Source organism: Flavobacterium sp. Root901 (assembly GCF_001429765.1).
Classification (GTDB): Bacteria; Bacteroidota; Bacteroidia; order Flavobacteriales; family Flavobacteriaceae; genus Flavobacterium.
Genome location: NZ_LMJB01000007.1, coordinates 257,646 through 283,981, shown reverse-complemented (window position 1 = coordinate 283,981; position 26,336 = coordinate 257,646). Strand labels below are relative to the sequence as shown.

Genomic DNA, 26,336 nt, shown 5'->3' with positions numbered 1-26,336 from the left:
TATTTTTGCTAAAAAAAAATAATTTTACCAACAGAGCTTTTATTATTTTAACTAAAAAAGAATCAATATCATAACAATAAAAAAAATTGCGGAATTAGCCAACGTTTCTCCGGGAACTGTTGACAGGATTATTCATAATCGGGGTCAGGCTGCACAGGAAACTGTAGATAAGGTCAATGCCATAATTGAAGAGTTTGGGTATAAGCGAAACATTCTGGCAAGTAATCTGGCATTGAATAAAAAGTTTCATTTTGCTGTTTTTCTTCCCAAATATGAAAAGCTGGAATATTGGAGAAGTCAGGTAGAAGGGATTGAAAAAGCAGCTTTGGAATTTAGTAAATTCGGAATTGTACTGGATTATTTCTTTTATGATTTTAATACGGTTTCTTTCAAAGAATCGGTTAAAAAAGTAATGGATTTTAATTGTGACGGATTGCTTTTTGCACCTATTTTTTACGAAGATTCGGTTCAGTTTTTAAATGAATATAAAAAGAAAAATATTCCGGTCGTAATGATCGATTCGAATATTTCAAATGAAGACGATCATGCTTATATAGGTCAGGATGCTTTTCAAAGTGGTTATCTGGCCGGAAGATTAATAAGTTTTGCCGTAAAAAATGAAAGACATGTTCTGATTTTTAAAATTACCAGAGAAATTGAAAGTACATCGGTTTATTTGCAGCGCATCAACGGATTTTATTCTTTTTTTAAAGACAATGAGGAACTTACTAATTTTAAGTTTTCAGAAGTAACGATTAAAGATTCAGGAATTGACCAGATGAATCTGGACATGTTTTTGGGTATAAGCAGTATTTTTGTACCCAATTCCAGAGCCTATATTGTTGCCCAATTTTTGGAACAAAATAAAATAAAAGGGATTCGAATTATTGGCTATGATCTCTTAAAGGAAAATATTGAATATTTAAACAAAGGCATAATTGATTTCTTAATTAACCAGAGACCCGAAGATCAAGGCTATATGGGAATCAATTATTTATATAAAAAACTGGTTCTTCAGGAAGATGCAGAGAGAACGCATTATATTCCGTTGGAAATCATCTTAAAAGAAAATTATTTTCCGGCTCGAAAATGATTTTTTTTGCCCACGGATTTTACCGATGAAACAGATCAACGCAGATTATTTTAAAATAAATTAGTGTAAATCCGTTTTATCTGTAAAACCCGTGGGCTAATCTTATTTTTTAATTTTCACAACCAAAGGATTATTAATTTTTTGAACAAAAGAGCTCAAATAGGTTTCCCATTCTTGTTTGGTTTGAAACGGACTTCCTTTTTTCCATCCAAAACCGGCATAATAAATTGCTTTATTGTTTTTAACCAAAATATTTCCGTACAGATTGCTTAGATCTTTTTGATCGGTATTATGATTGTCAAAGCTGTTTAAAGTACCTTTTGGTGCAACTATAGCCAAGCCAATTTCAGAATCGTCAATTGGTTCCCAATAGCTCAGCCAGCCTTCTTTTACATTCGTTCCAATTGTTCCTTTTTTCTCATGAAGCGTTATTCCGGCAGCAATAGATTTAGTTCCGGTAATATTAATTTCAAAACGCGAAAACTGGCTCCCGTAATCTAAACTGATCTGTTTTGATTCTGTTATTTTATTGCCTTTTGCATCCCAGTCGGCATAGGTTAAAATAAAACTCGTTCTGATTGGTCCTGTTGTAATGGTTTTCCAGCTTACGAAATTCTTCGAAAAATAATATTTCCCGTCAACATTTACGGCAATTCCGCCAATTCCGCGGCTGTCGCCAACGTGAAAATTATCCAAACCTTCGCCGGTATCTTTATGATAAGTTCCGGTTCCGTTTGTCGCTTTTTCGTACCATTTATTAATTATAGGATAATCTACTCTTTTTAGCCAGGCGTCAATTCCGCTTGTTAAAGTTCCTCCCGGAATATTATCTTCGACCATTTTTTGAGCTGCCGGACCATACGTCCTAAAAGCTACTTTATTGTTTTCCCAGGCATAATCATCTGTTCGTTCCGGAACAAACCTCGAATAACAGCTGACAATTTTAGAAGCTGAAGAATTTGTTCCCGGCAAAACTTCAAAATCCTGTTTGGAAGAAGCTTTTATCCTGGGTTGAAATAAAAGTACATCCATAGTTCCGTCGCCGTCATTATCGACAGTTTGGGTTTCCAGAAATGCGTTAGTACCGAGATCTTTTACAATATAACTTTCAAGTTTAGCATCTGCTGGTAAACCGAGTAGTTTTTTTGTGACTTCAACTGTTTCAAATTCCCGGTCCACTTTCAGATTATTGCTGATTGTTATGATTTTATTTTGAGACTGAATGCTAAAACTTCCAGCCAGTATTGCGGTCAATAAAAGATGTTTTTTCAAAATGTAATACGTTTTTAATTTTCTTGCTTTTTTATTTCATAAAAATACAAATCTAAATCGTTGCATGAATCCATAATTGGAGTAATAATGTACAAATACCTGATAATGAATTTTGTATAAAATGTTTTTAAAATTAATTCAATTCTTTTCTTTATTTTTAAAGCATCATTTAGAACTGTAAAACTATGAAAAAGAGATGTTTACCAATTATTGTTTTCCTTTTGGTTTTTGCAGGCCTGCAAGGACAGACCATTAAAAATTCAGATCAGTTAAAAGAAAAACTAGAATCCATAAACAACCAGATAGCCGATTCTTTTTTGCATAATGACAGCAGTATTATTTTGAATTATTATGATTATAAACAGCCAGTCTGTATGCCGGAATATCACAAGGCATTGTACACTAAAGAAGATATAAAATCCTATTACACGCAATGGCTTTCTAACTTTAAGATTAATGCTTACCAGCGCACTATTTATGAGGTTCAGTTACTGGAAAATTATGCAGTTGAAATTGGAACTTTTGCAATTAATTGCATAAATGATAAAGGCACAGCATTGGTTTACGACGGAAAATACCTGAATGTCTGGAAAATTCAAAATAATGGAAAATTAACTCTGATATCAGAAATCTGGGGAGCGAATAAAGCCATCGACGGTTCTGCTTTTTCATCTATAGATATAAAATCAGCCTATATTCCAAAATCTCAAATAAAGAAAACTCTGGAAGATGAAGTCAGCAGACGCAATCAAAGAATTGGCGAATTAGTAACCAAACGGGAAGGTGAAAAACACGCTTTAGAATTTTTTACCAAAGACGCTATTTATCTGACTTACGATACACCAATGCTTATTGGAATGGAAAATATAAAACCCTATTTTGTTGAACATGAAAAACCAAACGGCGTCTCGATTGATTCTTTGTCGATTAGGGCCAGTAAAATGATTCCGTTAAATAAGTATGTTATCGAATATGGCTATTATTATGTAGATGTTTCGTGGGATAATAAAAAGGGAAAGGCGACTGTTACCGGAAAAAGCACCAATTTATGGAAAAGAGACGAAAACGGAACTTTAATGCTCTACCGTCAAATGGTAAATCATGATAAATAGCTGCTATTCAAAAAAGAATTCCGATATTTATGAAATATGATTTCAAAATAACATCATTTTATGAAACAAAGCGCAGGAATATTATTGTATAAATTTGTTGATAAGACCATTTTTTTCTTTCTGGTTCATCCGGGCGGGCCGTTTTGGAAGAATAAAGATTTAGAAAGCTGGTCGATTCCCAAAGGAGAATTTACAGAGGATGAAGATCCGCTTGATGCTGCCATACGCGAGTTTCATGAAGAAACAGGTTTTGAGGTCGATGGCGATTTTATAAAACTGGAATTTGTTAAACTTAAATCGGGTAAAATTGTTCACGCCTGGGCAGTAGAATTTGATCTGGATGAAACTTTGATAAAAAGTAATGATTTTGAAATGGAATGGCCTCCAAAATCCGGAAAACTCCAAAACTTCCCTGAAATTGACAGAGCAGAATGGTTTCAGACTGCCGAGGCTTTAAAGAAAATAAATCCCGCACAAGCTGATTTTATTGTTCAGATGGTTTCTAAAATTTCGGCTTCACTTTAAAAAAAGCACCGTTGTACCGGATTTTTTTGTATTTTACATTCTTGTCTGATTCCGTTTATCAGATTAATAAAATGTAAATTAAGATTATGGAAGTTAAGTGTATTATTTTTGATTGTGACGGTGTTTTAGTAGATACAGAGAAAATTGGGAACGGTATTTTGCTTGAAATGGCGGCAGAATACGGATTTGAAATGGAACTTGAAGATGCTTATCGAAATTTTAACGGCCGTAATTTAAAGGATTGTTTCCGTCATATTGAAGAAGCAATCGATAAAAAACTTCCCGAAACTTTTGAATCCGAATATCGCGAGAGAAGTTTTAACGCTTTTAAAACGGAAGTAAAACCTATGGAAGGTGTTTTTGATTTTATCGAAAAACTAAAAATTCCGTATTGTGTAGCTTCCAGCGGACCCGTTGAGAAAATCAGATTAAACCTTGAGGCAGCCGGTTTATTGGATAAATTCGAAAATAAAATATTTAGTTCCTATCAGATTAACAGCTGGAAACCGGAGCCGGGAATTTTTCTTCATGCTGCCAGCGAAATGGGTTTTGATGTAAAAGACTGTATTGTTTTAGAAGACAGTAAAGCAGGTGTAAAAGCCGGACGAAGCGGCGGATTTAAAGTTTATGGTTTTGCCAACGGATTTAATAATCATGATTTAGAAGAAGAAGGTGCATTAATTTTTCATAGTTATGAAGAATTAAGCAGAATGCTCAAAATCTAATTCAGGAGAAATAATAAACATAAAAAAAGCTGTCATTTACGGACAGCTTTTTTAGTTGTGTTTAAGTTTAATAATTAATTTATTTTAACCAAATGTGCTTCAATTGCAGCTCTTTGTGGTTCGTATTGTGCCGGAAGTTTTAAGTTTTTACCTAATTCTTCTAAGCTTTCGTCTACGGTAAATCCGGGATTATCGGTAGCGATTTCAAACAAAACTCCGCCTGGTTCTCTAAAATACAAAGAGTGGAAATATTGTCTGTCAATTTGTGGTGTAATAGACAATCCGTAAGCTTCGACTTTTTCACGGAAGTGCATTAATATTTCATCATTTTTTACACGAAAAGCTACGTGATGAACAGTTCCGTTGGCATTCAAACCGCGTTTTTCATCAGTTAGTTCTACTAAATCAACAATAGCGGCATTTTCTACAGCATCTGTTGCATAACGGTAACGGTTTACATCCTGGCCGATCAGTTTATAACCAAATATTTCAGTTAAAACAGCAGCGGTTGGTTTAATGTCGTTTAAAGTCAAAGTAATGTTATGAAAACCTTTTGTTGCCGCATCAGCTTTTACTTCGTCAGTTTCCCATCCTTTTCTTTTATCTTCTGTTTTAGATTCGATTAATTCTAATTTTAATCCGTCCGGATCTAAGAAAGTCAGGTATTTTTCTCCGAATTTTTCAGCAGGTTTATTATAAATTACATTATACTGTTCGAAACGTTTCTGCCAGAAATCAAGACTTCCTTTTGGAACAGAATAACCAATTTCGGTAGCCATTCCAGATCCTTTTTTTCCTTGCTGAATGCCTTCTCCCCAAGGGAAAAAAGTTAAAATAGTCCCTGCGCTTCCAACTTCGTCACCAAAGTAAAAGTGGTACGTTCCCGGATCGTCAAAATTCACCGTTTTTTTGATGAATCGTAATCCTAATATTTTTGAATAAAAGTCAAAGTTGCGTTTAGCGTCACCTGCAATTGCAGTGATATGGTGTAAGCCTAAAATTTTATTTTCCATGGTAATTTTATATTAAATTGTTGTTTGATTTTTCTTTTACAAATTTACGCCGGCTGCAGCTTTTTATCGATTAACCTAGATTAAAAAACAACTGAGGGCGCTTTTTTTGAATTTTACTTTTAAAATATTAAAATAAAATTCGGGTATAAAAATGCAGTCCGAAAGCGGTATCTAATACTTTCGGGGCTGTTTTTTTTTTGCTGTGACCGATAATTAATCACAGCAGATTCAGTAAGATCGTGCTGAATTTATAATTTAATAAATATTGACTTTCTTAGTTTTGGTTCAATATTTTTTGTTTTATGTCCTTTTCCTGTAGTGTCTTCGACTAAGAGTATCGAACCGGTATTGAAGGTTCTTTTTTCGCCTTGCGAAGTTTCGATTTCAACACCGCCGTCCAGTAAAATAATATACTGACGGTCTGGCGCATTATGAAAATCGTAATCATAAGAAGGGATGACTTCTCTAAAAACGATAGATTTAACGGGTTCATCATCAGATAAAAATCCGATATCACCGTTGTTTTTTAATGGAACTTCAAAGTCTTCAAAATGACTTTCTCCGTTAGAGTCGCTGTAAATTCGCGTTATAGTAATCATTATTTTTTATTGAAAATCAATTCGTTTGCCAGGTTTATCTCGTCCTGACTAATGGTATGTCCCATATTTGGATAGATTTTTTTAGTAACCAATGCGCCCATTTTTGTCATAAGGGCTTCGGTATCATTTACTCTTTCTACGGGAACGTGGAAATCAGGATCACTGGTTCCGATAAAGACAGGAGTATTTTCGAAGTTTCCTGCATAATGTTTTTCATAAACCTGATCACCAATTAATCCGCCTGTAAAAGCAACTATTCCGCCGTATTTTGCTGCGTTTCTTGTTGTGAATTCCAAAGCAAGACAAGCTCCCTGCGAAAATCCCAGAAAATAAATATTTTCTTTTTCTATTCCGTTTTGCAGCACAGCTACCACAACCTCATGAATTGCTTCTAAAGATTTTGAAAAAGAAGGTTCATTTTGATCCAGAGGCGCTAAAAAAGAATACGGATACCAGGTTCTGTTTTCTGCCTCAGGTGCTATAAGGGCAAAATCTTCAACCTTAAGATGTTTTGCAATCGAAAGAATATCATGAGCACCCGCGCCGCGTCCGTGAATCATAATCAAAGCTTTTTTTGCTTCATTTAAAGGCATGCCGTCTGTTAAAATTTCTGTATTCATACTATTATATTTTTAAGATTGTTTTTGCCAGATATCTTCGTATTCATCCGGATTTCTTTTAAATTGTGCATGTACGTAAGGACAGAGTGGTAAAACTTTTAAATTATTGGCACGAACATAAGAAACCATTTCTTCTAAAAGTTTCCTGGCATATCCTTTTCCTTCTCCCTCCGGTTCAACTCCTGTATGGTAAACGGTTAGCAAACCCGGTTTTATACTTACAGTCATTTCGCCTAATTTTTTTCCATCAACATAGAGATTAAAATTGCCATGCTGTTTTTCGTTTAATTCTAATTTTATTGTTTCCATATGGTAAGCCTGTATCTTTTTTTAAACTGCTTATAAAATAATTCTTTATAAGCAGTTGTATTTATTTAGTATCGGGTTATTTATTTTATAAATGCCAGAATATCGTTATTGATTGTTTCAGCATTCGTAGTCGGCATTCCGTGAGGGAATCCCGGATAAGAAATTAATTTTCCGTTTTTCAGCAGTTTTGCTGCTCTAGGAGCCTGAGCATAAGGAACAATCTGATCATCTTCTCCATGTAACACAAGAACCGGAATATCTAAACTTTTTAAATCTTCTGTAAAATCTGATTCAGAAAATGCTTTAATTCCTTCATAATGAGCTAAAACAGAACCCATCATTCCCTGACGCCACCAGTTATGTTTTATACCTTCCTGAACAGTTTGTCCTTCACGGTTCCAGCCGTAAAACGCTATTGGAAAATCATAAAAATACTGTGCTCTGCTAAATCCTGTTCCTTTTCTAATTTCGTCAAAAACAGACAATGGCACACCTTCAGGATTAGACTCATTTTGAATCATTATTGGGGTAACGGCACTAATGATTACAGCTTTGGCAACACGTCCTTTTCCATATTTTGCTGCGTAACGGATTACTTCACCGCCTCCTGTTGAATGCCCAATGTGAATAGCATCTTTTAAGTCAAGTGCTGCTGTTAATTCAGCTATGTCAGATGCGTAAGTTTCCATATTGTTTCCTTCAGAACTTTGACCAGAACGACCATGTCCGCGACGGTCATGTGCAATAACACGGTAACCTTTTTGAAGGAAAAACATCATTTGTGCATCCCAATCATCACTTGATAAAGGCCATCCATGATGAAAAACAATTGGTTGTCCTTTTCCCCAATCTTTGTAATAAATTTCTGTTCCGTCTTTTACTGTAAATGTGCTCATGATTTTAATTTTAAGATTAATATTATTTGTTATTTTGATTTTAATTTATGATTAAGTTTATTCTTTTAACATTTAAGAATCTGTTTATTCAATGTTGTAATGATTATGATGCAAATTTACTACAGAGATAAATGTTTATCGATTAACCTAGATTAAGAAGTAAAAAAGCGCCTCAAATTTTTATCTTTTTTGTAATTCAACATCTCTAAATGTGGCTGCCGTATTTAATAAATCAGGAATATATAATATTAAAAATAGCCAAAGAACGTGCCGTATGCTGCAAATCATTGTTTGTGAACGGTTAAGAGTTTTTTTGTATGTTTAAATTTACGATATTTCGCAATTTTATTGTCTAAAAATTGATTTTACATAAAAAAATACTTTTTTGCAGAAAATGGAAATACTAAAAAATTTTCTGTCATTTAAAATATTCTTATCAAGTAATGTAATTTGTTGCATTAAAATAAATTTTTATATATTTGAATTTCCACATTCGCTTTTTTAAGCTGTTATTGATGCTGAATTGGCAAACAGAAAACTAAAATTGTGAATGATTTGCCTTAAAAATGACTTCTCCCAAAGAGTTATTTTTAAAATTGTGATTTCCGAAAATCGCAGTATAACCTACAGACAAAAACAAAAATGACGAAATTTATAATTAGAATTTTACTTTTATCGATAGCGCTCATTTCTCCAGTCGTAAAGGCGCAGATTAAAAAAATCGGAGTCCCTTTTATTACTAATTATAATCCTAAAGCATATAAAGCAGCTTCAGAAAACTGGGATGTTCTTCAGGATTCAAAAGGAATGATGTTTTTTGCCAATCATTTCGGGATTATGCAGTTTGACGGAGTTCGCTGGAGTATTGTGACCCAGCCGGAAAACAAAAGTATGGTCCGTTCGCTTGCAATAGACAAAAAGGATAAAATGTATGTAGGGGCGCAGGGCGATTTTGGTTATGTTATTCAATTGCCAAACGGTCAGTATCAATATACATCGCTGATGAAATTGCTTCCGGTTTCAGCCAGAAATTTTGGTGATGTCGTGCATACGATAATTCAAAATAATGAAGTTATTTTTTTCTCTTACGAAGGAATATTTATTTATAAGAATAATAAAATTAAGGTTTTAAAACCGCAGACAAGTTTTGATGATTTTTTTGAAGTTAATAAAGAAATCTATGTTTCTGATAATACAAAAGGTTTATTGAAACTTAAGAACGATCTGTTGTTTTCTATTCCCGGTTCAGAAAAGTTTGCCGGAATGAAGATCAGGAAAATTTTTAAAATTCAAAATAGCCTTTTATTACTTACTCAAAAAAACGGTCTTTTTACTTATAAGGATCATCAGTTAAAACCATTTATAACTGAAGTTGATAATCTTTTGAAGCAGAATCAAATTTCTACCGCGATTCAGCTTTCTGATGGATATTTCGGAATAGGAACCCGGCAGTCAGGGTTGATAGTCATAGATGGTGCGGGACATTTAATCCAGCATATCAACAAACAAATGGGACTGCAAAATCAATATGTAACAAATCTAAAAGTAGATAAAGAAGGAAATTTGTGGGTAACACTCAAAGAAGGAATTTCGCTGATCCAGATTTCTTCGCCTTTATCCAGAATATTAGACACCTCGAATTCTGAAACTAAAATATACTGCAGTCAGATTTATCAAAACAAATTATACATCGCTACAGATAATGGTTTATTCTGGCTGGACTGGCTGGGTTATAAAAACGGAAAACGGAAGAATGCAAATTTCCAGCATGTTGCCGGAATGTATGAAAATGTGTGGAATATTGGTGTTTTTGGAAATTCACTTTTAGCTTTTGAAAAAAACGGAATATTTGAAGTTTCGGGTAATTCGGCACAATTGTTAGCAAAAGTCGATGGAGCATGGAAAGGAATTTTAGTTCCAAATCGTCCCGATTTATTAATTGTCGGCGGTTATAACGGTTTATATCTTCTCAAAAAAACCAATAATTCCTGGGTTTATCAAAATAAAATAAAAGGTTTTGAAGAAAGCAGCCGCGTTATTGAAACAGATAAAAACGGCGATTTCTGGATTGCGCACGGTTATAAAGGAATTTTTAAACTTCAGTTTAATAAAACATTTGATGCTGTTACAAAAGTTGAGTTTTATAATGATAAAAACGGTTTTCCATCGAGTTTGTTTCTGAATACTTTTAAAATTGATAATCAGATTCTGTTCGGGACAACAAAAGGCGTTTACAAGCAGGATTCCCATTCGAAGAAAATGGTTACCGAACCCGTTTTTAAGAAATACCTTGGACTCGAAAATCATATTAGATTATTAAAACCTGATAATCAAAATAATATCTGGTATGTTTCTGGAGAAAATACCGGAAAAATGACCAAAAAAACAAACGGAAGTTTTGCTGTGGAAGAGCTGCCGTTTAGAAAACTAAGATATTTATATGTTCCTGGTTTTGAAAACATTCAGACCACAACAAGCGGCGATGTTTTTTTTGGAACTCAGGATGGTTTAATTCATTATAATGCGATTCGGAATAAGCAATACCAAACGAAATATAAGGCGTTAATTTCTGAGGTTAAATGTATTTTTCCAAAAGACAGTCTGATATTTTCCAGTCGGTACGATGTTCTTCCAAATAAAACAAAAGCAGCAGGAGAGGAGATTTCGAGGGTTTTGTCGTATTCCAATAATGCACTTCATTTTTCTTTTTCTTCGCTTTTTTACGATGAGGCCGATGCGACTAAATATGAATACTGGCTGGAAGGTTTTGAACCAAAATGGTCAGAATACAGTTTGCAGACTGAAAAAGAATACACCAACCTGCCTGAAAATGAATATGTTTTTCATGTAAGGGCAAAAAATATTTATGATGTTGTAAGTGAAGAAGCTGTTTTTCGTTTTGAAATTCTGCCGCCCTGGTACAGGACGATCTGGGCTTATATTTTGTATTTTATACTTTACAGTGTCGTGATTTATCTGATTATTAAATATCAAAAATCTGTAGCGGAGCGAGAACGTCAGCAATTAATTCTGAATCAGGAAAAAGAGCTTCTTCGCAGTCGTGCAGAACTTAATGAACAGAAATTGACATTCGAGCAGGAAAACATGGCAATTATTCGTGAAAACCTCGAAACCACGATAAACCTTAAAAATGCCAAAGTAGCTTCAAATACCGTCAATCTTATTCATTTAAATGAAATTCTGCTTTCAATAAAAGAACTGATTGGACAAATGGATAAGAAAAATGATCCCAATGTAAACTTTAGTTTACTGACTAAAATAAACAAACTGATCGATCACGAATTGCAGGGAGACAAGCATTGGAACGAGTTTGAAGAAATCTTTAATCAGCTTCATGATAATTTTATGCAGAGGCTCAAAATGAGTTATCCGGAACTTACGCCCCGCGATATGAGACTGTGTGCTTATCTAAGAATGAACTTTAATACGAAAGAAATTGCACCGCTTTTAGGAATTTCTGTTAGAGGTGTTGAAGACACCCGATACCGTATTCGAAAAAAACTACAGCTTCCTTCGGATGCTAACATAACGGAATTCATTTTAAATTTCTAAACGATTATTTAAACACATAGGAACATAGTTCTGTGTGAAAAACATGTTTTTTAAATTCATTTTTATTAAAATAAAAAATTCTATGTTTCTATGTGTTTAAATTTTTTTATCAATTTAAATCTATCGTAACCTTTTTTAGAACTTTCGTTATTAACAATAAACTTCTAAAACCGGATTTTATCTCGTCAGTAAAATCCTAAGTAGTTTTGCGTATTTTTTTTGCATTTTTTACGACCACCGTAGTCAAACCGTACCCATAAATGTAAGTGTTGCCTGATTTATTTGTTAATATTGTCGGATTATTATTAAAATAATTAGCTGTTTTCTACAAAAACGTTTTTTATTGAGGTAATAAACTTTACTAACAAAAAACTAAAAAAAATGAATCAAAATGACTCTTTTTTCGGCCGACCACCGGAAGACAATTTCTATTACTTTAAACGATTTTTGGCTGCAGCTGTATTTATCCTGCTGCCATTTCTAAATGTCCAGTCACAATGTAAAACATTAGTCTGGTCAGATGAATTTAACGGCACTACAGTCGACTTAACAAAATGGCAGAGTATTTCCGGAAACGGATGTCCTTCGCTTTGCGGATTTGGAAATGCTGAAGCACAGCGTTACGATCCAAATCAGGCTACAATTGTAAAAGAAGGCACAAACAGTTACTTAAATATTCAGGCAAAATATGAGCCGAATGCTTCATTTCCGGATCAGCCGTACGCTTCTTCAAAATTAACTACAGAAGGAAAGTATTCGCTAAAATACGGCAGAGTCGAAGCTCGTATGAAATTATCTAACGGGCAGGGAGCCTGGCCGGCATTCTGGATGCTTCCGGTTGGAGGAAACTGGCCTTATACAGGAGAAATCGATATTATGGAAGCCAAACACAGAAACCCGCAGTCTGTAGACGGAACTATTCATTATGACGGAAATGGTTATCATTTTACAGGCAGAAGCTATAGTTCTCCAACAGATTTATCGACGGATTTTCATATTTATGCTGTAGAGTGGGGACCTAATTTTATCAAATGGTATGTGGATGATGTTTTATTTCACACCGCTACACCAAATACTACAGTAAATGGAGGATGGCCGTTTAACGATAATCAGTTTTATATTATTTTAAATCTGGCAGTTGGTAGTGCAGGGACACCTTATACAAGTGTAAATGGGGCAGGAGTAGCGCCAGTTCCGGGTGACTTTCCTGCAAAATTGCAAGTAGATTATGTTCGTGTCTATGACGGTAGTTATAAATATGCCGTTGCCGGAGATGCAAAAGTATATCAAAATGAAACAGGCAAAACCTATTCTATAAATGCGATTGCAGGCGCGTCTTATAATTGGTCGGTTCCTTCTGGTGCCACCATTACAGCCGGACAGGGAACAAATGCTGTAACCGTAAACTGGGGCACTACAGGCGGAGATGTTGTTGTAACTGCTACAACTTCGGGCTGTACGGCAAATACATATAAACTGGCTGTAATAACAGAAGCTGCAATTCCTGTAGAGAAAATTCAGGAAGATTTTCAGTCGAATCGAAATATCGTTTACGGAAATAAAACCGGAGTTTTAACAGAAGCTGTTGCTAACCCTTCTGCAACTGGAATTAATACTTCGGCTTTAGTTGGGAAATATGTTCGTAATTCGTCTGAGCAGTATGACGTTTTCAATATCAAAAATGTAGTAATCAGCAATGCAAATGATTACGTTTACGGAAGAAAAAGAATTTCTTTTGATTTATATACTTCTGCTCCCGTTGGAACAAAAATTTCAATGCAGTTGGAAAACAGTAATGTTACAACGGCAACGAATTATCCTTCAGGAAGACACAGCGGTTACAAAGCAACTACAACAGTTCAGAATAAATGGGAAACTATCGAGTTTGAATTCGAAAAAATAATCGATCCCAACACAAGTGCTTTGACCATTAATAATGTGGCATTCCTTTTTGAATCAAATTCAAATTCAGGAGCAACATATTATTTCGATAATCTGCTTACAAGAGCCACTCCCGAAAAACCAATTGTTGCTACAGACGTATTGCAGAATTACGACGGCATCAATAAAATTATAAAAGGAACTACAACAGGAACTTATTCTGTTGTTGCAAATCCGGGTTCGAATGCTGTAAACTCGTCTGCAAATGTGGCAAAGTACGTTAGAAATGTAACAGAACAATATGATGTACTTTTCTTTAATACACAAAACACGATAGAAGACGCCGGTTTATTAAAAAATCAAACGAATAAAATCATGATTGATGTGTATACATCTGCACCAGTTGGTACGGTTGTAAGTTTGAATTTAGAAAACAGCGCGACATCGCTTCCGGCCAATTATCCAACAGGAAGAAACAGTAATTATGTTGCTATTACGACAAAACAAAATCAATGGGAAACCCTGACTTTTTATTACAATTCCAGCCCGGATGCAGGAACTTCAAATTTAGCGGTAAACCAAATGGTTTTATTGTTTAATTCAGGTTCTTACACCAGCGATACTTATTATTTTGATAATATCAGAATTGGAGCAACCAAACTTCCGGACACTCTTACGCCTGGAGTTGTTTATGAAGATTATCAAACGATTCATAATATTTCGTTCAGGGATGCTATCGGAACGTATACGGCAAACACACCAAACCCAAGTGCGACAGGAATTAATACATCTTCAAACGTTGGTAAATACGTTCGTAAATCAACAGAAATGTATGATAATTTCTCTTTCAACACCACCTTAACAAATATTGGAGATTTCAAAGCCGGAACTAAAAAATTCGCAATGGATGTTTATACTTCTGCGCCGGTTGGATCTATAATTTCATGGCAGGCAGAAAGCAGTGCTTCGGTTCCGTCAAATTATCCTGTAGGGAGACACAGTATTTATCAGGGAGTTGTAAAACAGACTAATACCTGGCATACAATCACTTTTACGTATGTAAGTACTCCGGATGCTTCTACTTTAGATAGTGAAGTGAACCGTTTTGTTTTCTTATATGAGCCGGGAACAAATTCAGGAAACACTTATTATTTTGATAATATAAGAGCTTTAAACTTAGTTTCTACAGAAACACCTGCGGGATTGCCTTCGCCTTGGATTAGTACAGATTTAGGTGCAGTTACACCTGCTGGAGAAGCTTCACATTCTGCCGGAACTTTTACAATTAAAGGTTCAGGAAATGATATTTGGGAAACAAGTGATCAGTTTCAGTTTGTAAATCAATCTATTACCGGAGATGCTGAAATTATTGCCAAAATAAACTCGCTGACCAATACGAGTACATATTCAAAAGCCGGAGTAATGTTCCGTGAAACGCTTACAGCAACTTCTAAGCATGCTATGACAGATGTTACACCTGCTGCCGGAGTTGAATTTTTGTCCAGAAATACATCTTCTGGAGTAACTGCAGCAGATGCTGCAGCAGGAACAGCTCCAAAATGGGTTCGTCTGGTACGATCAGGAAATGTATTTACTTCTTATACCTCTGATAATGGTACAACGTGGACACAGCTTGGCACTCCAAAAACGATATCAATGTCCAATACTATTTATGTGGGAATGGCAGTTACTTCTCATGCAAACGGAACTTTAGGAACAGGAGTTTTCAGCGATGTTATTGTTCGAAATATTACCGCAAATCCTAATGTGAATTTAGCTTTATCAAAAACAGCAACCGCTTCTACAGAAGAAAATGCCATGTATACAGCTGCCAAAGCTACAGATGGAGATGCTGCTGTATCAAGATGGGCAAGTTCTTTTGCCAATGCAACAGAATGGATTTATGTTGATTTAGGAAGTAATTATAACCTTAATCGTGTGGTTTTAAAATGGGAAGCTGCTTATGCGACACAGTATAAAGTACAGCTTTCTACAGATAATGTTTTTACTGAAAATGAAACCATCAGCACACAAACGGCTAGCGACGGTGGCACAGATGATTTAACTGTAAGCGGAACAGGAAGATATCTTCGCATTTTATGTACGGCTAAAGCTTTGGCTCCTTACGGATATTCGTTGTACGAAATCGAAGCTTACGGATCAGCATCATCTGCTAAAAAAGCGAATGTTATAGTTGAAGAAAGTAAGCCGGAAAATGCGGTTTTTACAATCTATCCAAATCCGGCGAGTAACTATATTCAGGTTTCATTGCCTGAAAATTTAGACAATAAAATCATCACGATTTATGATAATTCAGGAACATTGATGCTTCAAAATATACCTGAGGCCGAAGCAGTTGAAAGCGTAATTGATTTGAGCAGACTGACAAAAGGAATTTATATTCTGAATTTCAAATCAGATCAGAAAAGCTGGACGAAAAAGCTAATTAAAAAATAATTAAAAATCTGTTGGGTGTAATTCGTTAAAAATAACCCCCTTATCAAAGCCGGAATTAAATTTAATAGGATAGCACCGAGAATTGCACCTGACGGATCATAAAGTCATTTCGAAAAAATGACTTTGGTTTAGAATCTATTTACATAACCCCAAAATTATTTAGATATGAAAAAAAATAAATTGCAGCGATTTTCAATTTTGACAGCACTTTTTTTAGTGTTTTCAAATCTGATACACGGGCAGGGCGCGATTCCCTTTACCATTAGTAATACTTCTCCTTTTAACGATAATGAATTATATGTAGCTATCGTTGGAATCGATTATACAACCGGAAACCATGTTTGGGTAAATGCTAAAACAAGCCAGGTTTTACCAATGAGTGCTTCTTACAACACCGTTACAGGGCCAACTTACGGCGGAAATACAGGACCGGGACAAAACTCAAAATATGCGGCATGTTTTACAAAGCTTAGTGAAATTCCAAATAAAACTTTTACACTGCCTTTAATTGCAGGTTGCAGGGTTTTTATTTCTAAAGGTTCACAATTGTATTTTTACTTTTTTGGTGCCAGTGGAGCTCCTTCGGGATACGCGTCACCAAATCCGCAGAATGCAACAGACCCAAATCAGGGAATTTTATATGAAATGATCGAATTGACTAATAATCAATATGGTTTCTTTGGAAATCCAACACGAGTAGATTCATATAAATACCCAATGGGACTTGAATTGTTTGGTGCCAATGGTTACCAAAAGAAAGTAGGTGATTTAAAAAAACACGCTGATATCGTAGCGGCTTTTAAAGCAAATGTTCCTGCTGAATTTCAAGGCTGTGTAAACGATGCTACTGGAGAAATTACAGCTCCTTCCAAAACTCCGGCTTTCGCCGAAGGAACCGGGCAGTACGCGAACTATTTAAAATCGTATATTGATGCGATTTGGAATAAATACAAAAATGAAGATTTAATATTTTATGCCGGAGATGCCGGAGTTTTTAAAGGAAGAGTTATTGGCGAACAACTGGAAATGGTGGGACAATCTGGCGGCTTTGTCGGCCGTACAGGACGTGTTCAATACAGACCATCGACTCAGGAAGCACTGGAAGGAAAAGGTGTTCTGGACAGAAGACTGGTAGACGGAGATCTTGATCTTGTAATTCAGGCGCAATTAACCGCAGCGATAAACAGACATGTTGTCAATGTAACAACTGCAAACCCGGGACAGCAAAATTGGTATGATGCATCTAAATTCTATCAGGTAAACCCAACAAACCATTATTCTAAATTCTGGCACTTACCGGGAATTAATATTGATAATCTGGCCTATGGTTTTGCGTATGATGATGTTGCAGACCAGTCACCATCGCTTCATTCTCCTCAGCCTACAAAAGTAATTGCTTCTTTTGGAGGTTATGCAGGAACAGTTCCTTCTGTGCCGGCTTCAACAGATGTTATTACAGTGTATAAAGATTGTAACTATACAGGTTTCTCAGGCGGATTAACCATTGGAGATTATAATCTGGCACGTTTAAATTCTTTAGGCGTTCTTAATGATGATATTTCTTCATTAAAAATCACACAAGGTTTTCAGGCGATTTTATATCAGGATGATAACTTTACAGGAGCTTCAACCGTAATTAATTCTGATAATTCCTGTTTAAACACAACATGGAATGACAAGGTAACTTCTATCAGAATTCTAGCCAACGGAACAACTACGCTAGGAAACCAGACTTTCTTTTTACAAAACAGAAACAGTGGTTTATACATGGATGTGTGGAATGCAAGTATGGCAAATGGAGCAGGAATTAACCAAGGTGCTCTGACTTCTGGAAATAATCAGAAATTTACTTTAACCCATTTAGGAGACGGAATGTACAAAATCATAGCAAACCACAGTGGTATGTCTATGGATGTAAATAATTTTAATAAAGCAAATGGTGCCCGCGTTGAACAATATCCATACAATGCAACAACAAATCAGCAATTTGTTTTGGTTTCGACCGGAGACGGATTCTATAAAATTGTTGCCCGCCACAGCGGCAGAATTGTTGAGGTAGCCGGAGCAAGTACAGCTTCTGGCGCAATTGTACAGCAATGGGATAATAATAATCAAACTTGCGGTCAATGGAAATTAGTTCCGGCAGCAAGTTCTCAGACTTCTGTTTTAATTCAGGCCGAGGATTATTCTGCAATGAGCGGAATTCAGGTTGAAGCTACTACGGATACTGGTGGCGGCTCAAATGTGGGTTATACAGAAACAGGTGACTGGATGGCGTATAACAATATTAATTTTCCAACTACAGGTTCGTATTTAATTGAGTACAGAGTTGCAAGTGCAGTTACCGGCGGAAAATTATCATCTGATTTAAATGGAGGAACGATCGTTTTAGGAAATGTTGATATTCCAAATACCGGAGGATGGCAAAACTGGCAGACAGTTTCGCAGACCGTAAATGTAAATGCCGGAACTTACAATTTTGGAATCTACATTCAAAATACCGGAATGAACATCAACTGGATTAAAATTACAAAAGTTGGTGCTGGTGTGGCTGCAAAAACGGCTTCGGTACAACCTGAAGAATCACCTGCGGAAAATGCTCTGAATGTTTATCCGAGTCCGGTTCAAAATACACTGTATGTGACAACAGATTTATCTGGCGGAACTGTAAAAATAGTCGATTCACAAACGGGATCTACTGTGGCATCTCAAAAAATCAGCAATAATAGTTTTGATGTTTCGCATTTGAGACAAGGCATCTATTTTATTGTTTTTGAAAAAGACGGCAAACAGACGATCAAACGTTTTATTAAAAAATAATTTTAGAATTCAGTTTTTAGATTGGTTTTCCATGATTTGTTAATCAATCTAAAAACTGAATTCTTAAATCAAAAATTTCAATTCTCCCCCAAAATTTACAAGTTTTATTAATCTATTAAACAATTCATTATGAAAAACAATTACCGAACAATGCTGCAGAAATGCATGATTATTTTAGTATTGGGTGTTTTTAATCTAGCGACAGCCCAGAAAAAAGTAATAGCCTACATTCCGAACTGGATAGATTTGAATTCATTTTCAAGTACTATTCAGTACAGTAAATTAACGCACATTAATATTGCGTTTGAAAACCCCGATGCAAACGGATATTTAACTTTTAATTCCGGAAGCAATACCATTATTAATGCCGCGCATGCTCAAAACATTAAAGTTTTTGTTTCTCTTGGAGGAGGTTCTGTTTCTGAAGGAGGAGCTATTCGCGATAATTATTTTAATTTAATTACCCCGGCAAACAGAACGGCTTTTATTCAAAAAATCTACGATTATGTGGTCGCTCACAATTTTGACGGAGTCGACGTAGATTTAGAAGGTCCTGCAATAAACGGAGACTACGGCGGATTTGTAATTGCACTTGCTAACAAACTGCATGCAAATGGTAAGTTGATTTCGGCAGCGCTTTCAGAAGGATATGGTGGTGCAAATGTACCTTCATCTACTTTTGCAGCTTATGACTGGATCAATATTATGGCCTATGATGCCACAGGACCATGGGCGCCAAACAACCCAGGACAGCATTCTCCGTACAGTATGGCTGTAAATCAGTTTAATTACTGGACAGGAAGAGGATTACCGGCAAGTAAAGCCATTATTGGATTACCATTTTACGGATATGGTTTTGGAGCTTCTGCCAATCAGGGAATTTCGTATGCTAATATCGTAGCACAATATCCGGGAGCAGAAAACGTAGACCAGGTTGGAAATACTATTTATTATAACGGAATTCCAACCATCAAAGCAAAAACAACTTTTGCCGTTCAAAATGCAGGAGGAGTTATGATTTGGGAATTGTCTCAGGATGCGACAGGCTCAAAGTCACTGCTTACAGCCGTAAACCAGGTTATTACAGGGAGCAATCCTCCCGGTACAGGAACTTTAATTCAGGCTGAAAGTTATAACACAATGAGCGGTGTTCAAACAGAACCTACAACGGATACCGGCGGCGGATTAAATGTTGGTTACTGCGATACAGGTGACTGGATGGCTTACTACAATGTTAATTTTCCAACATCTGGAAATTATGTAATTGAGTACAGAGTTGCCAGTGCCGTTTCCGGAGCAAGGATTTCATCAGATTTAAGTGCCGGAACAATTCAGCTTGGTGCTGTAAATATTCCAAATACAGGAGGATGGCAAAACTGGCAGACGGTTACGCAGACTGTAAATGTAAATGCCGGAACTTATAATTTTGGAATCTACATTCAAAATTCAGGAGCTAATATAAACTGGTTCAGAATTACTAAATCAGCGTCGGGTCTGGCTGCAAAATCAGCTGCTCCGGCTCCGGCTGCAGATATTGCAAGCGTTACAATTTATCCAAACCCAACAGAAGAAACACTTTTCTTTAGTTCAGAGGTTTCCGGAGCTAATGTAACGGTTATCAATTCTGAAGGCGGTGCGACTGTTTCCTCTCAAACGGTAAGCAACAACAGCATTAATGTTTCTGGTTTAAAAAGTGGAATTTACCTAATTTCATTAGAGAAAAACGGAATCAAAACGGTAAGACGTTTTATTAAAAAATAAAGTTTTTAAAACACCATTCTTCTCTTTTCATAGAAAAGGATGGTGTTTTTCTTTATTGGCTGTTTTTGGGCACATAGAACCACAGATTTTTTCTTTAAAAAAAAACTAATTTAAAAAACTAGTTTTTTACACATAGCTAAGCGCAAAACAATATGATTGTTTATGCGAGTGAAACGTCTTTGTTTAAAATGAAAACTATGTCTCTATGTATTAAAATCTCAATTTTAATTTGTAACCTCTTTTAACCCCAAATTATATGAAAAATAATTACAGATTCTGGTTAAGTTTTCTTGTATTTCTGGCCTTTGGCTATTATGCCTCTGCACAGACTTCTTTAGGGTCGAGCAAAACATTCCTGAATAAAATAAAAAATGAATTAGTTTCTTCTGCGGTTTCAAAAAACACAGAAAAAACAATAGTACTGCAGGCTGATTCCAGGACTTTTAATGGAAAAATAAATTACAAAGAATCAAAGGCAGCAAGCGAATTTTTAATTGGAGAAATTAAAAATGTTGCAGAATCTTCTTTTTATCTAAAGGTAAAAGATCAGTCGCTGGAAGGGCATATTATTCTGAAGAAAACCAGAGAAGCTTACAAATATTTTTCTGATGCTCAGGGAAATGCTTTTGTTGAAAAAATTGATATCAATAAGCTGATTTGTATTGATTACAAAAACCTTCCAACCAATACAGCAAACAAAACAACTGCAGCAGCTGCAGAAATTGCACCGGCTTTATTAAATCTTCAAAGTTTACCAGGCGCAGCAGGCTGCATAATGTTAGATTTTGACGGTTACAATATGCCGGCAGGAAATCTTTGGAATAACGGAAATGCCATTAATGCAGCACCATCCGGAATGAGCGATGCAGCTGTACAGCAGCATTGGGAAGTAGTGTCTGAAGATTACCGTCCTTTTAATGTAAATGTAACAACAAGCGAATCTGTTTTTAATTCTTATCCAAGAAACAGAAGAATGAGAGTTGTGGTAACACCAACCAATACTGCAGCTCCGGGTGCGGGAGGCGTGGCGTATATTGGTTCTTTTAACTGGGATAACGATGTGCCTTGCTGGGTATTTATTACTTCAGGCAAATCTGGCGGAGATGCTTCTTCACATGAAGTTGGACATACCTTCGATCTTGGTCACGACGGACGTACAAATCCTGCAGAAGATTATTTTTTAGGTTTAGACGGAACTTCGTGGGCACCAATTATGGGTGCAGGTTATTACAGACCTGTTGTACAATGGAGCAAAGGAGAATACAATTTTGCAAATAACCTTCAGGATGATGTTGCGACAATTGCAGGTTCTAAATTTGGTGTTGGATACCGAAGTGACGATTACGGAAATAATACCGCATCTGCAGCTAATTTAGATTATAATGCAAGTGGTGCGATCAATCAAAAAAACGGAATTATTTCTAGCGAAGCTGATTATGATTTCTTCACATTTACAACTGGCGGAGGAAATGTTTCTATAAATGCCAACACGGTTTCGAGAGATGGAAACCTGCATCTTTTAATTCGTTTATATAATTCAGCTGGAGCTGAGATGGGAACATACTGGAATTCTGATCCTTTTGCGTTAAATGCTTCTATGAATGTAAATCTTCCTGCGGGAAAATATTTTATTGGAGTTGACGGAAACGGAGCAGGAAATGCCGGAAGCGGCGGTTATTCTGCCTATGGTTCTATAGGAAGTTATTCTATTACGGGAACGATTCCGCCGGGAGGAAATATTAATCCTTCGACAGATGTAATTACAGTTTATAAAGATTGTAATTATACCGGTTTTTCTGGTGGGTTAACCATTGGAGATTATAATCTGGCCCGATTAAATTCTCTTGGGGTTTTAAATGATGATATTTCTTCGCTAAAAATTACGCAGGGCTATCAGGCAATTTTATATCAGGATGATAATTTTACCGGAGCTTCTACGGTCATTAATTCTGATAATTCCTGTTTAAATACCACATGGAATGATAAAGTAAGTTCTATTCGTGTAATTGCCAATGGTGTAACAACATTAGGAAACCAGACTTTCTTTTTGCAAAACAGAAACAGCGGTTTATATATGGATGTCTGGGATGCTAGCATGTCAAACGGTGCAGGCATAAATCAGGGCGGTCTTAATTCAGGAAACAATCAAAAATTCACACTGACCCATTTAGGAGACGGAATGTATAAGATTATTGCAAATCATAGCGGGCAGTCTATGGATGTCAATAATTTTAATAAAGCCAATGGTGCCCGTGTAGAACAATATCCGTATAACGGAACTACGAATCAGCAGTTTATTTTGGTTTCGACAGGAGACGGATTTTATAAAATTGTGGCCCGTCACAGCGGAAGAATCGTTGAGGTTGCCGGAGCAAGTACAGCTTCGGGAGCTATTGTACAACAATGGGATAACAATAACCAGACGTGCGGACAATGGAAACTGATTGCAACAACTACAGCACAAACTTCTACTTTAATTCAGGCTGAAGATTATTCTGCAATGAGCGGAATTCAGGTTGAAGCCACTACAGACACCGGCGGAGGTTCTAATGTGGGTTATACCGAAACCGGTGACTGGCTGGCGTACAATAATATTAATTTCCCAACAACAGGTTCTTATTTAATTGAGTACAGAGTTGCAAGTGCTGTTGCAGGCGGCAGATTATCATCTGACTTAAACGGCGGTACTATTATTTTAGGAAATGTTGATATTCCAAATACCGGAGGATGGCAAAACTGGCAGACTGTTACGCAGACCGTAAATGTAAACGCAGGAACTTATAATTTTGGAATCTACATTCAAAATACCGGAATGAACATCAACTGGATCCGAATTACAAAAGTTGGAGCAGGAGCACCAACTGCTTCAGCAGCTGTTGGCGATGAAGTTAAAGAAACGGCATTTAATGTGTATCCAAATCCGGTTTCAGAAACACTGTTCTTTACAAATGATGTTTCAGGAGGAAACCTTAAAGTGGTAGATTCTCAAACAGGAAATATCGTTTCATCACAAAAAATAAATGACAATACTTTAAATGTTTCGCATTTGAGACAAGGAATTTATTTTGTTGTTTTTGAAAAAGACGGACAAAAAACAATAAAACGTTTTATAAAAAAATAAGCTTACCCATTTGCCATAATGGTTTTAGATGCATTAAATTTTAGGTTTTAATGTAAGCAAAGGCTGTCATCTCTGACAGCCTTTTTTTATGGAAATTTTTACCGTTCTTATAATATTATTATTCCATAACAATAGCATAAACTCATTTCGGCTTTAAATCAATAAAATTGCTGCATATTAAAAGCTCAAAACTTTTAACAATTCCCATATTGCAAAAGCTAAAAACTATGAAATCAAAGTTTACTTCTCTTTATACATTATCATTTTTTATTTTATTCAACTTTACAATTTCAGGCCAAAAACAAAAGAATTTAGAAGGCGTTCAGGTTGCTTTTTTATCAGATGTTCACCTTCAGGATTTGTTTGGTACGTTTTATGATAATGATTTTAAAGGTGTTCTGAATACCAAAACAGGAAAATATACGTTAATAAGAACGATGGCCTCGCAGTTACATTCGACGAGAATTTTCAATGAAAATTATTTTGCCTTCATCGCTGCTCTTGAAGATATTGTAAAACGAAAGATAAAATACGCTGCACTTCCGGGTGATTATACGGATGACGGACAGCCAATTCACGTACGTGGACTGAAGAAAATTTTAGATCAGTACCATAAAAAATATGGTATTGAGTTTTTTATAACCACCGGAAATCATGATCCGGTTGGACCCTTCGCTCAGGAATCAGGAAAAGAAGATTTTTTGGGTAATGAAGGAAAAAGCCAGCCCATTTTTAGCAAAGACGGCATGTATAAGCCAAACATGAAAATCGAACAGCCAGTTGTCATAACAGCCGATATTGCTAAAATGGGTTATTTTGGTATAACAAACGATCTGCAAAATTTTGGGTTTTATCCCAATAAAAAATACAAATTCTGGTCGACACCTTTTGCCGGCTACAATTCTCATAATTACAGCTATAAAAAAGCTGTAGAAGCTTCAAAACTGACAAAAAGAGTTTATAATGTGGCACCCGGATATGAAGTTCCGGATGTAAGTTATGTCGTTGAGCCAATTGACGGACTCTGGTTAATGGCAATTGACGGCAATGTTTATATTCCCAAAAAAAATGATGGCGACCCAAAAGATTCTAAAAGTTATGCTGAAGCAGGTACAGGTTACAATAATGTACTTTCAAACAAAAAACATCTAATTAAATGGGTTCAGGATATTTCGGCGGAAGCCAGACTTCGGGGTAAAACTCTGGTTGCTTTCAGCCATTTTCCAATGATTGATTTTAATGATGATGCTTCGGCAGAAATAAAAGAATTATTAGGGCCAGACAAATGGCAGTTAAACAGAGTTCCTGTTGAAGAAGTAGCACAGGTTTTTGCCGATACAGGATTGAAAATCCATTTTGGCGGACACATGCACATCAATGATACAGGATTGCGCACAACTGCAAAAGGCAATACTCTGGTCAATATTCAGACACCTTCGCTTGCGGCCTATATTCCGGCTTATAAATTATTGACAATTAAAAAAGATAATCTTGTCGACATTCAGACTATTACAATTGATGAGGTTCCGGGATTTGATGAACTTTTTGACTTGTATAAAATGGAATATCATTTTTTAGAAAGCCAGCATGCAAAAGATATTTGGAATATTGAGATTCTAAAAACTAAAAATTATCACGATTTTACCGATTTTCATTTAAAGGAATTAGTCCGCTTAAGATTTTTGTCAGATGACTGGCCTTCAGCTTTTAAAGATTTTATTTTGAATGTTACTGCTCAGGATTTATTGGTTTTAGCTACTATTCAACTGGATAAGGATTTTGATTTCATTCTGAAAAATAAAGCACAATTTCAAAAAGAATGGAATGAAGCTCAGATAAAAGCTGAACAAATAATTGCAGAGAATAATCTCAGGAAAGAAGATTTCAACTGGAATGGAAATGATCTTTTAATCGATTTTTATCGTTTTAGAAGTGCCGATGAACTCGCTCTTGCCGATGTGGGCGAAAAACGTGTAAAGGCGTACAAAGTTTTATCAAAATTGTATTTGGAAAATGCAAATGCTGTAAACGAAAAACCTTTGCAGAAAAAAATGAAATTATTCCTGACAATCTTTAATAAATTCATGCACGAAGTTCCTGCAGATCATTTTACTGTTGATTTGAAAACAGGGGAAATTAAGGATGTGAAATAAGTTTTCAGTCGCAGTCACAGTTTTCAGTATTTTAACCACAAAGATTAAATCCGACAGGTTTTTAAAGCCTATCGGATTTTTTGTGTTTTGTAAATAAAGGAAAGTGTAGTCACTAAGGGACATTTTCATATTTGGGTGTTTTTTTCTACCGATATTAAACCTCTTGCGAGGTAACTCCGTCAGGAGTTAAATGTCGGTAGAAAAAATGTAATTCATAAAAAATGTCCCGTAGGGACTATATATAGTTTTAAATCATAATTAAGGTTGTGGCTGTGAATTTTTAACGAAGGGCGCAAAGATTTTTAAAGAAGATTTTTTTAAAATGCAAAGTTCACAAAGCTATTAGACAAAGCTTTGTGAACTTTATGTTTATAATAAAAACTTAGCGTTCTTTGCGAAAAACCTT

The 26,336-nt window shown here is 35.7% G+C and carries 16 protein-coding genes; 10 read left to right on the top strand and 6 right to left on the bottom strand.

Annotation, left to right across the window (positions count from 1 at the left end; translation table 11 throughout):
• Nucleotides 1-61: 61 nt before the first annotated feature.
• Nucleotides 62-1,093: a substrate-binding domain-containing protein gene (locus tag ASE21_RS14500; protein WP_317039150.1), complete on the top strand. Its 1,032-nt coding sequence runs from the start codon at nucleotides 62-64 to the stop codon at nucleotides 1,091-1,093.
• A 102-nt stretch (nucleotides 1,094-1,195) separates the two neighbouring features.
• Here ASE21_RS14500 and ASE21_RS14495 read toward each other — a convergent pair whose 3' ends face one another.
• Nucleotides 1,196-2,365: a DUF4861 family protein gene (locus ASE21_RS14495; RefSeq protein ID WP_057123402.1), complete on the bottom strand. Its 1,170-nt coding sequence runs from the start codon at nucleotides 2,363-2,365 to the stop codon at nucleotides 1,196-1,198.
• Between the two features lie 185 nt (nucleotides 2,366-2,550).
• Here ASE21_RS14495 and ASE21_RS14490 point away from each other — a divergent pair, with 185 nt between their 5' ends.
• The 3 genes from ASE21_RS14490 to ASE21_RS14480 all read left to right on the top strand — a co-directional run bounded on the left by ASE21_RS14490 (nucleotide 2,551) and on the right by ASE21_RS14480 (nucleotide 4,727).
• A complete protein-coding gene (locus ASE21_RS14490; RefSeq protein ID WP_057123401.1) occupies nucleotides 2,551-3,477 on the top strand; it encodes a YybH family protein in 927 nt (308 codons plus the stop codon).
• A 60-nt stretch (nucleotides 3,478-3,537) separates the two neighbouring features.
• On the top strand, nucleotides 3,538-4,002 hold the full coding sequence (locus ASE21_RS14485; protein ID WP_057123400.1) for an NUDIX domain-containing protein: 465 nt from the start codon (nucleotides 3,538-3,540) through the stop codon (nucleotides 4,000-4,002).
• A gap of 86 nt (nucleotides 4,003-4,088) precedes the next feature.
• A complete protein-coding gene (locus tag ASE21_RS14480) occupies nucleotides 4,089-4,727 on the top strand; it encodes an HAD family hydrolase (RefSeq protein ID WP_057123399.1) in 639 nt (212 codons plus the stop codon).
• A gap of 74 nt (nucleotides 4,728-4,801) precedes the next feature.
• Here the strand turns inward: ASE21_RS14480 and ASE21_RS14475 are convergent, their stop codons facing one another.
• The 5 genes from ASE21_RS14475 to ASE21_RS14455 form a co-directional block, all read right to left on the bottom strand.
• The gene (locus ASE21_RS14475; RefSeq protein WP_057123398.1) at nucleotides 4,802-5,740 is read right to left on the bottom strand and encodes a ring-cleaving dioxygenase; all 939 of its coding nucleotides are present in this window, start codon (nucleotides 5,738-5,740) and stop codon (nucleotides 4,802-4,804) included.
• Nucleotides 5,741-5,988: 248 nt separating this feature from the next.
• Nucleotides 5,989-6,339, bottom strand: coding sequence for a hypothetical protein (locus ASE21_RS14470; RefSeq protein ID WP_057123397.1), 351 nt, complete (start codon nucleotides 6,337-6,339; stop codon nucleotides 5,989-5,991).
• A complete protein-coding gene (locus ASE21_RS14465; RefSeq protein ID WP_057123396.1) occupies nucleotides 6,339-6,959 on the bottom strand; it encodes an alpha/beta hydrolase in 621 nt (206 codons plus the stop codon). The genes ASE21_RS14470 and ASE21_RS14465 overlap by 1 nt, the downstream gene beginning before the upstream one ends.
• A gap of 12 nt (nucleotides 6,960-6,971) precedes the next feature.
• The gene (locus ASE21_RS14460) at nucleotides 6,972-7,268 is read right to left on the bottom strand and encodes a GNAT family N-acetyltransferase (RefSeq protein WP_057123395.1); all 297 of its coding nucleotides are present in this window, start codon (nucleotides 7,266-7,268) and stop codon (nucleotides 6,972-6,974) included.
• An 80-nt stretch (nucleotides 7,269-7,348) separates the two neighbouring features.
• A complete protein-coding gene (locus ASE21_RS14455; protein WP_057123394.1) occupies nucleotides 7,349-8,164 on the bottom strand; it encodes an alpha/beta fold hydrolase in 816 nt (271 codons plus the stop codon).
• A 642-nt stretch (nucleotides 8,165-8,806) separates the two neighbouring features.
• Between ASE21_RS14455 and ASE21_RS14450 the strand changes: the two genes are divergently transcribed.
• The 6 genes from ASE21_RS14450 (at nucleotide 8,807) to ASE21_RS14425 (ending at nucleotide 25,930) form a co-directional block, all read left to right on the top strand.
• Nucleotides 8,807-11,737, top strand: a complete 2,931-nt coding sequence (locus tag ASE21_RS14450) for a triple tyrosine motif-containing protein (protein WP_057123393.1) — start codon at nucleotides 8,807-8,809, stop codon at nucleotides 11,735-11,737.
• A 381-nt stretch (nucleotides 11,738-12,118) separates the two neighbouring features.
• Nucleotides 12,119-16,075, top strand: a complete 3,957-nt coding sequence (locus ASE21_RS14445) for a family 16 glycosylhydrolase (protein ID WP_057123392.1) — start codon at nucleotides 12,119-12,121, stop codon at nucleotides 16,073-16,075.
• A gap of 165 nt (nucleotides 16,076-16,240) precedes the next feature.
• Nucleotides 16,241-18,895 carry a beta-1,3-glucanase family protein gene (locus ASE21_RS14440; RefSeq protein ID WP_057123391.1) on the top strand — a complete coding sequence of 885 codons (2,655 nt, stop codon included), beginning with the start codon at nucleotides 16,241-16,243 and terminating at the stop codon, nucleotides 18,893-18,895.
• A 129-nt stretch (nucleotides 18,896-19,024) separates the two neighbouring features.
• Nucleotides 19,025-20,656, top strand: coding sequence for a glycosyl hydrolase family 18 protein (locus ASE21_RS14435; protein WP_057123390.1), 1,632 nt, complete (start codon nucleotides 19,025-19,027; stop codon nucleotides 20,654-20,656).
• 256 nt (nucleotides 20,657-20,912) lie between these two features.
• The gene (locus tag ASE21_RS22325) at nucleotides 20,913-23,777 is read left to right on the top strand and encodes an RICIN domain-containing protein (RefSeq protein WP_242410280.1); all 2,865 of its coding nucleotides are present in this window, start codon (nucleotides 20,913-20,915) and stop codon (nucleotides 23,775-23,777) included.
• 227 nt (nucleotides 23,778-24,004) lie between these two features.
• On the top strand, nucleotides 24,005-25,930 hold the full coding sequence (locus tag ASE21_RS14425) for a metallophosphoesterase family protein (RefSeq protein ID WP_057123389.1): 1,926 nt from the start codon (nucleotides 24,005-24,007) through the stop codon (nucleotides 25,928-25,930).
• Nucleotides 25,931-26,336: the final 406 nt, after the last annotated feature.

Excerpts from the sequence above, each read along its gene's own strand:
- ASE21_RS22325 (WP_242410280.1), top strand. The coding sequence starts at position 20,913 with ATGAAAAATAATTACAGATTCTGGTTAAGTTTTCTTGTATTTCTGGCC.
- ASE21_RS14440 (WP_057123391.1), top strand. The coding sequence starts at position 16,241 with ATGAAAAAAAATAAATTGCAGCGATTTTCAATTTTGACAGCACTTTTT.
- ASE21_RS14470 (WP_057123397.1), bottom strand. The coding sequence starts at position 6,339 with ATGATTACTATAACGCGAATTTACAGCGACTCTAACGGAGAAAGTCAT.
- ASE21_RS14460 (WP_057123395.1), bottom strand. The coding sequence starts at position 7,268 with ATGGAAACAATAAAATTAGAATTAAACGAAAAACAGCATGGCAATTTT.
- ASE21_RS14455 (WP_057123394.1), bottom strand. The coding sequence starts at position 8,164 with ATGAGCACATTTACAGTAAAAGACGGAACAGAAATTTATTACAAAGAT.
- ASE21_RS14490 (WP_057123401.1), top strand. The coding sequence starts at position 2,551 with ATGAAAAAGAGATGTTTACCAATTATTGTTTTCCTTTTGGTTTTTGCA.
- ASE21_RS14425 (WP_057123389.1), top strand. The coding sequence starts at position 24,005 with ATGAAATCAAAGTTTACTTCTCTTTATACATTATCATTTTTTATTTTA.
- ASE21_RS14485 (WP_057123400.1), top strand. The coding sequence starts at position 3,538 with ATGAAACAAAGCGCAGGAATATTATTGTATAAATTTGTTGATAAGACC.
- ASE21_RS14450 (WP_057123393.1), top strand. The coding sequence starts at position 8,807 with ATGACGAAATTTATAATTAGAATTTTACTTTTATCGATAGCGCTCATT.
- ASE21_RS14435 (WP_057123390.1), top strand. The coding sequence starts at position 19,025 with ATGAAAAACAATTACCGAACAATGCTGCAGAAATGCATGATTATTTTA.
- ASE21_RS14480 (WP_057123399.1), top strand. The coding sequence starts at position 4,089 with ATGGAAGTTAAGTGTATTATTTTTGATTGTGACGGTGTTTTAGTAGAT.
- ASE21_RS14475 (WP_057123398.1), bottom strand. The coding sequence starts at position 5,740 with ATGGAAAATAAAATTTTAGGCTTACACCATATCACTGCAATTGCAGGT.
- ASE21_RS14445 (WP_057123392.1), top strand. The coding sequence starts at position 12,119 with ATGAATCAAAATGACTCTTTTTTCGGCCGACCACCGGAAGACAATTTC.
- ASE21_RS14465 (WP_057123396.1), bottom strand. The coding sequence starts at position 6,959 with ATGAATACAGAAATTTTAACAGACGGCATGCCTTTAAATGAAGCAAAA.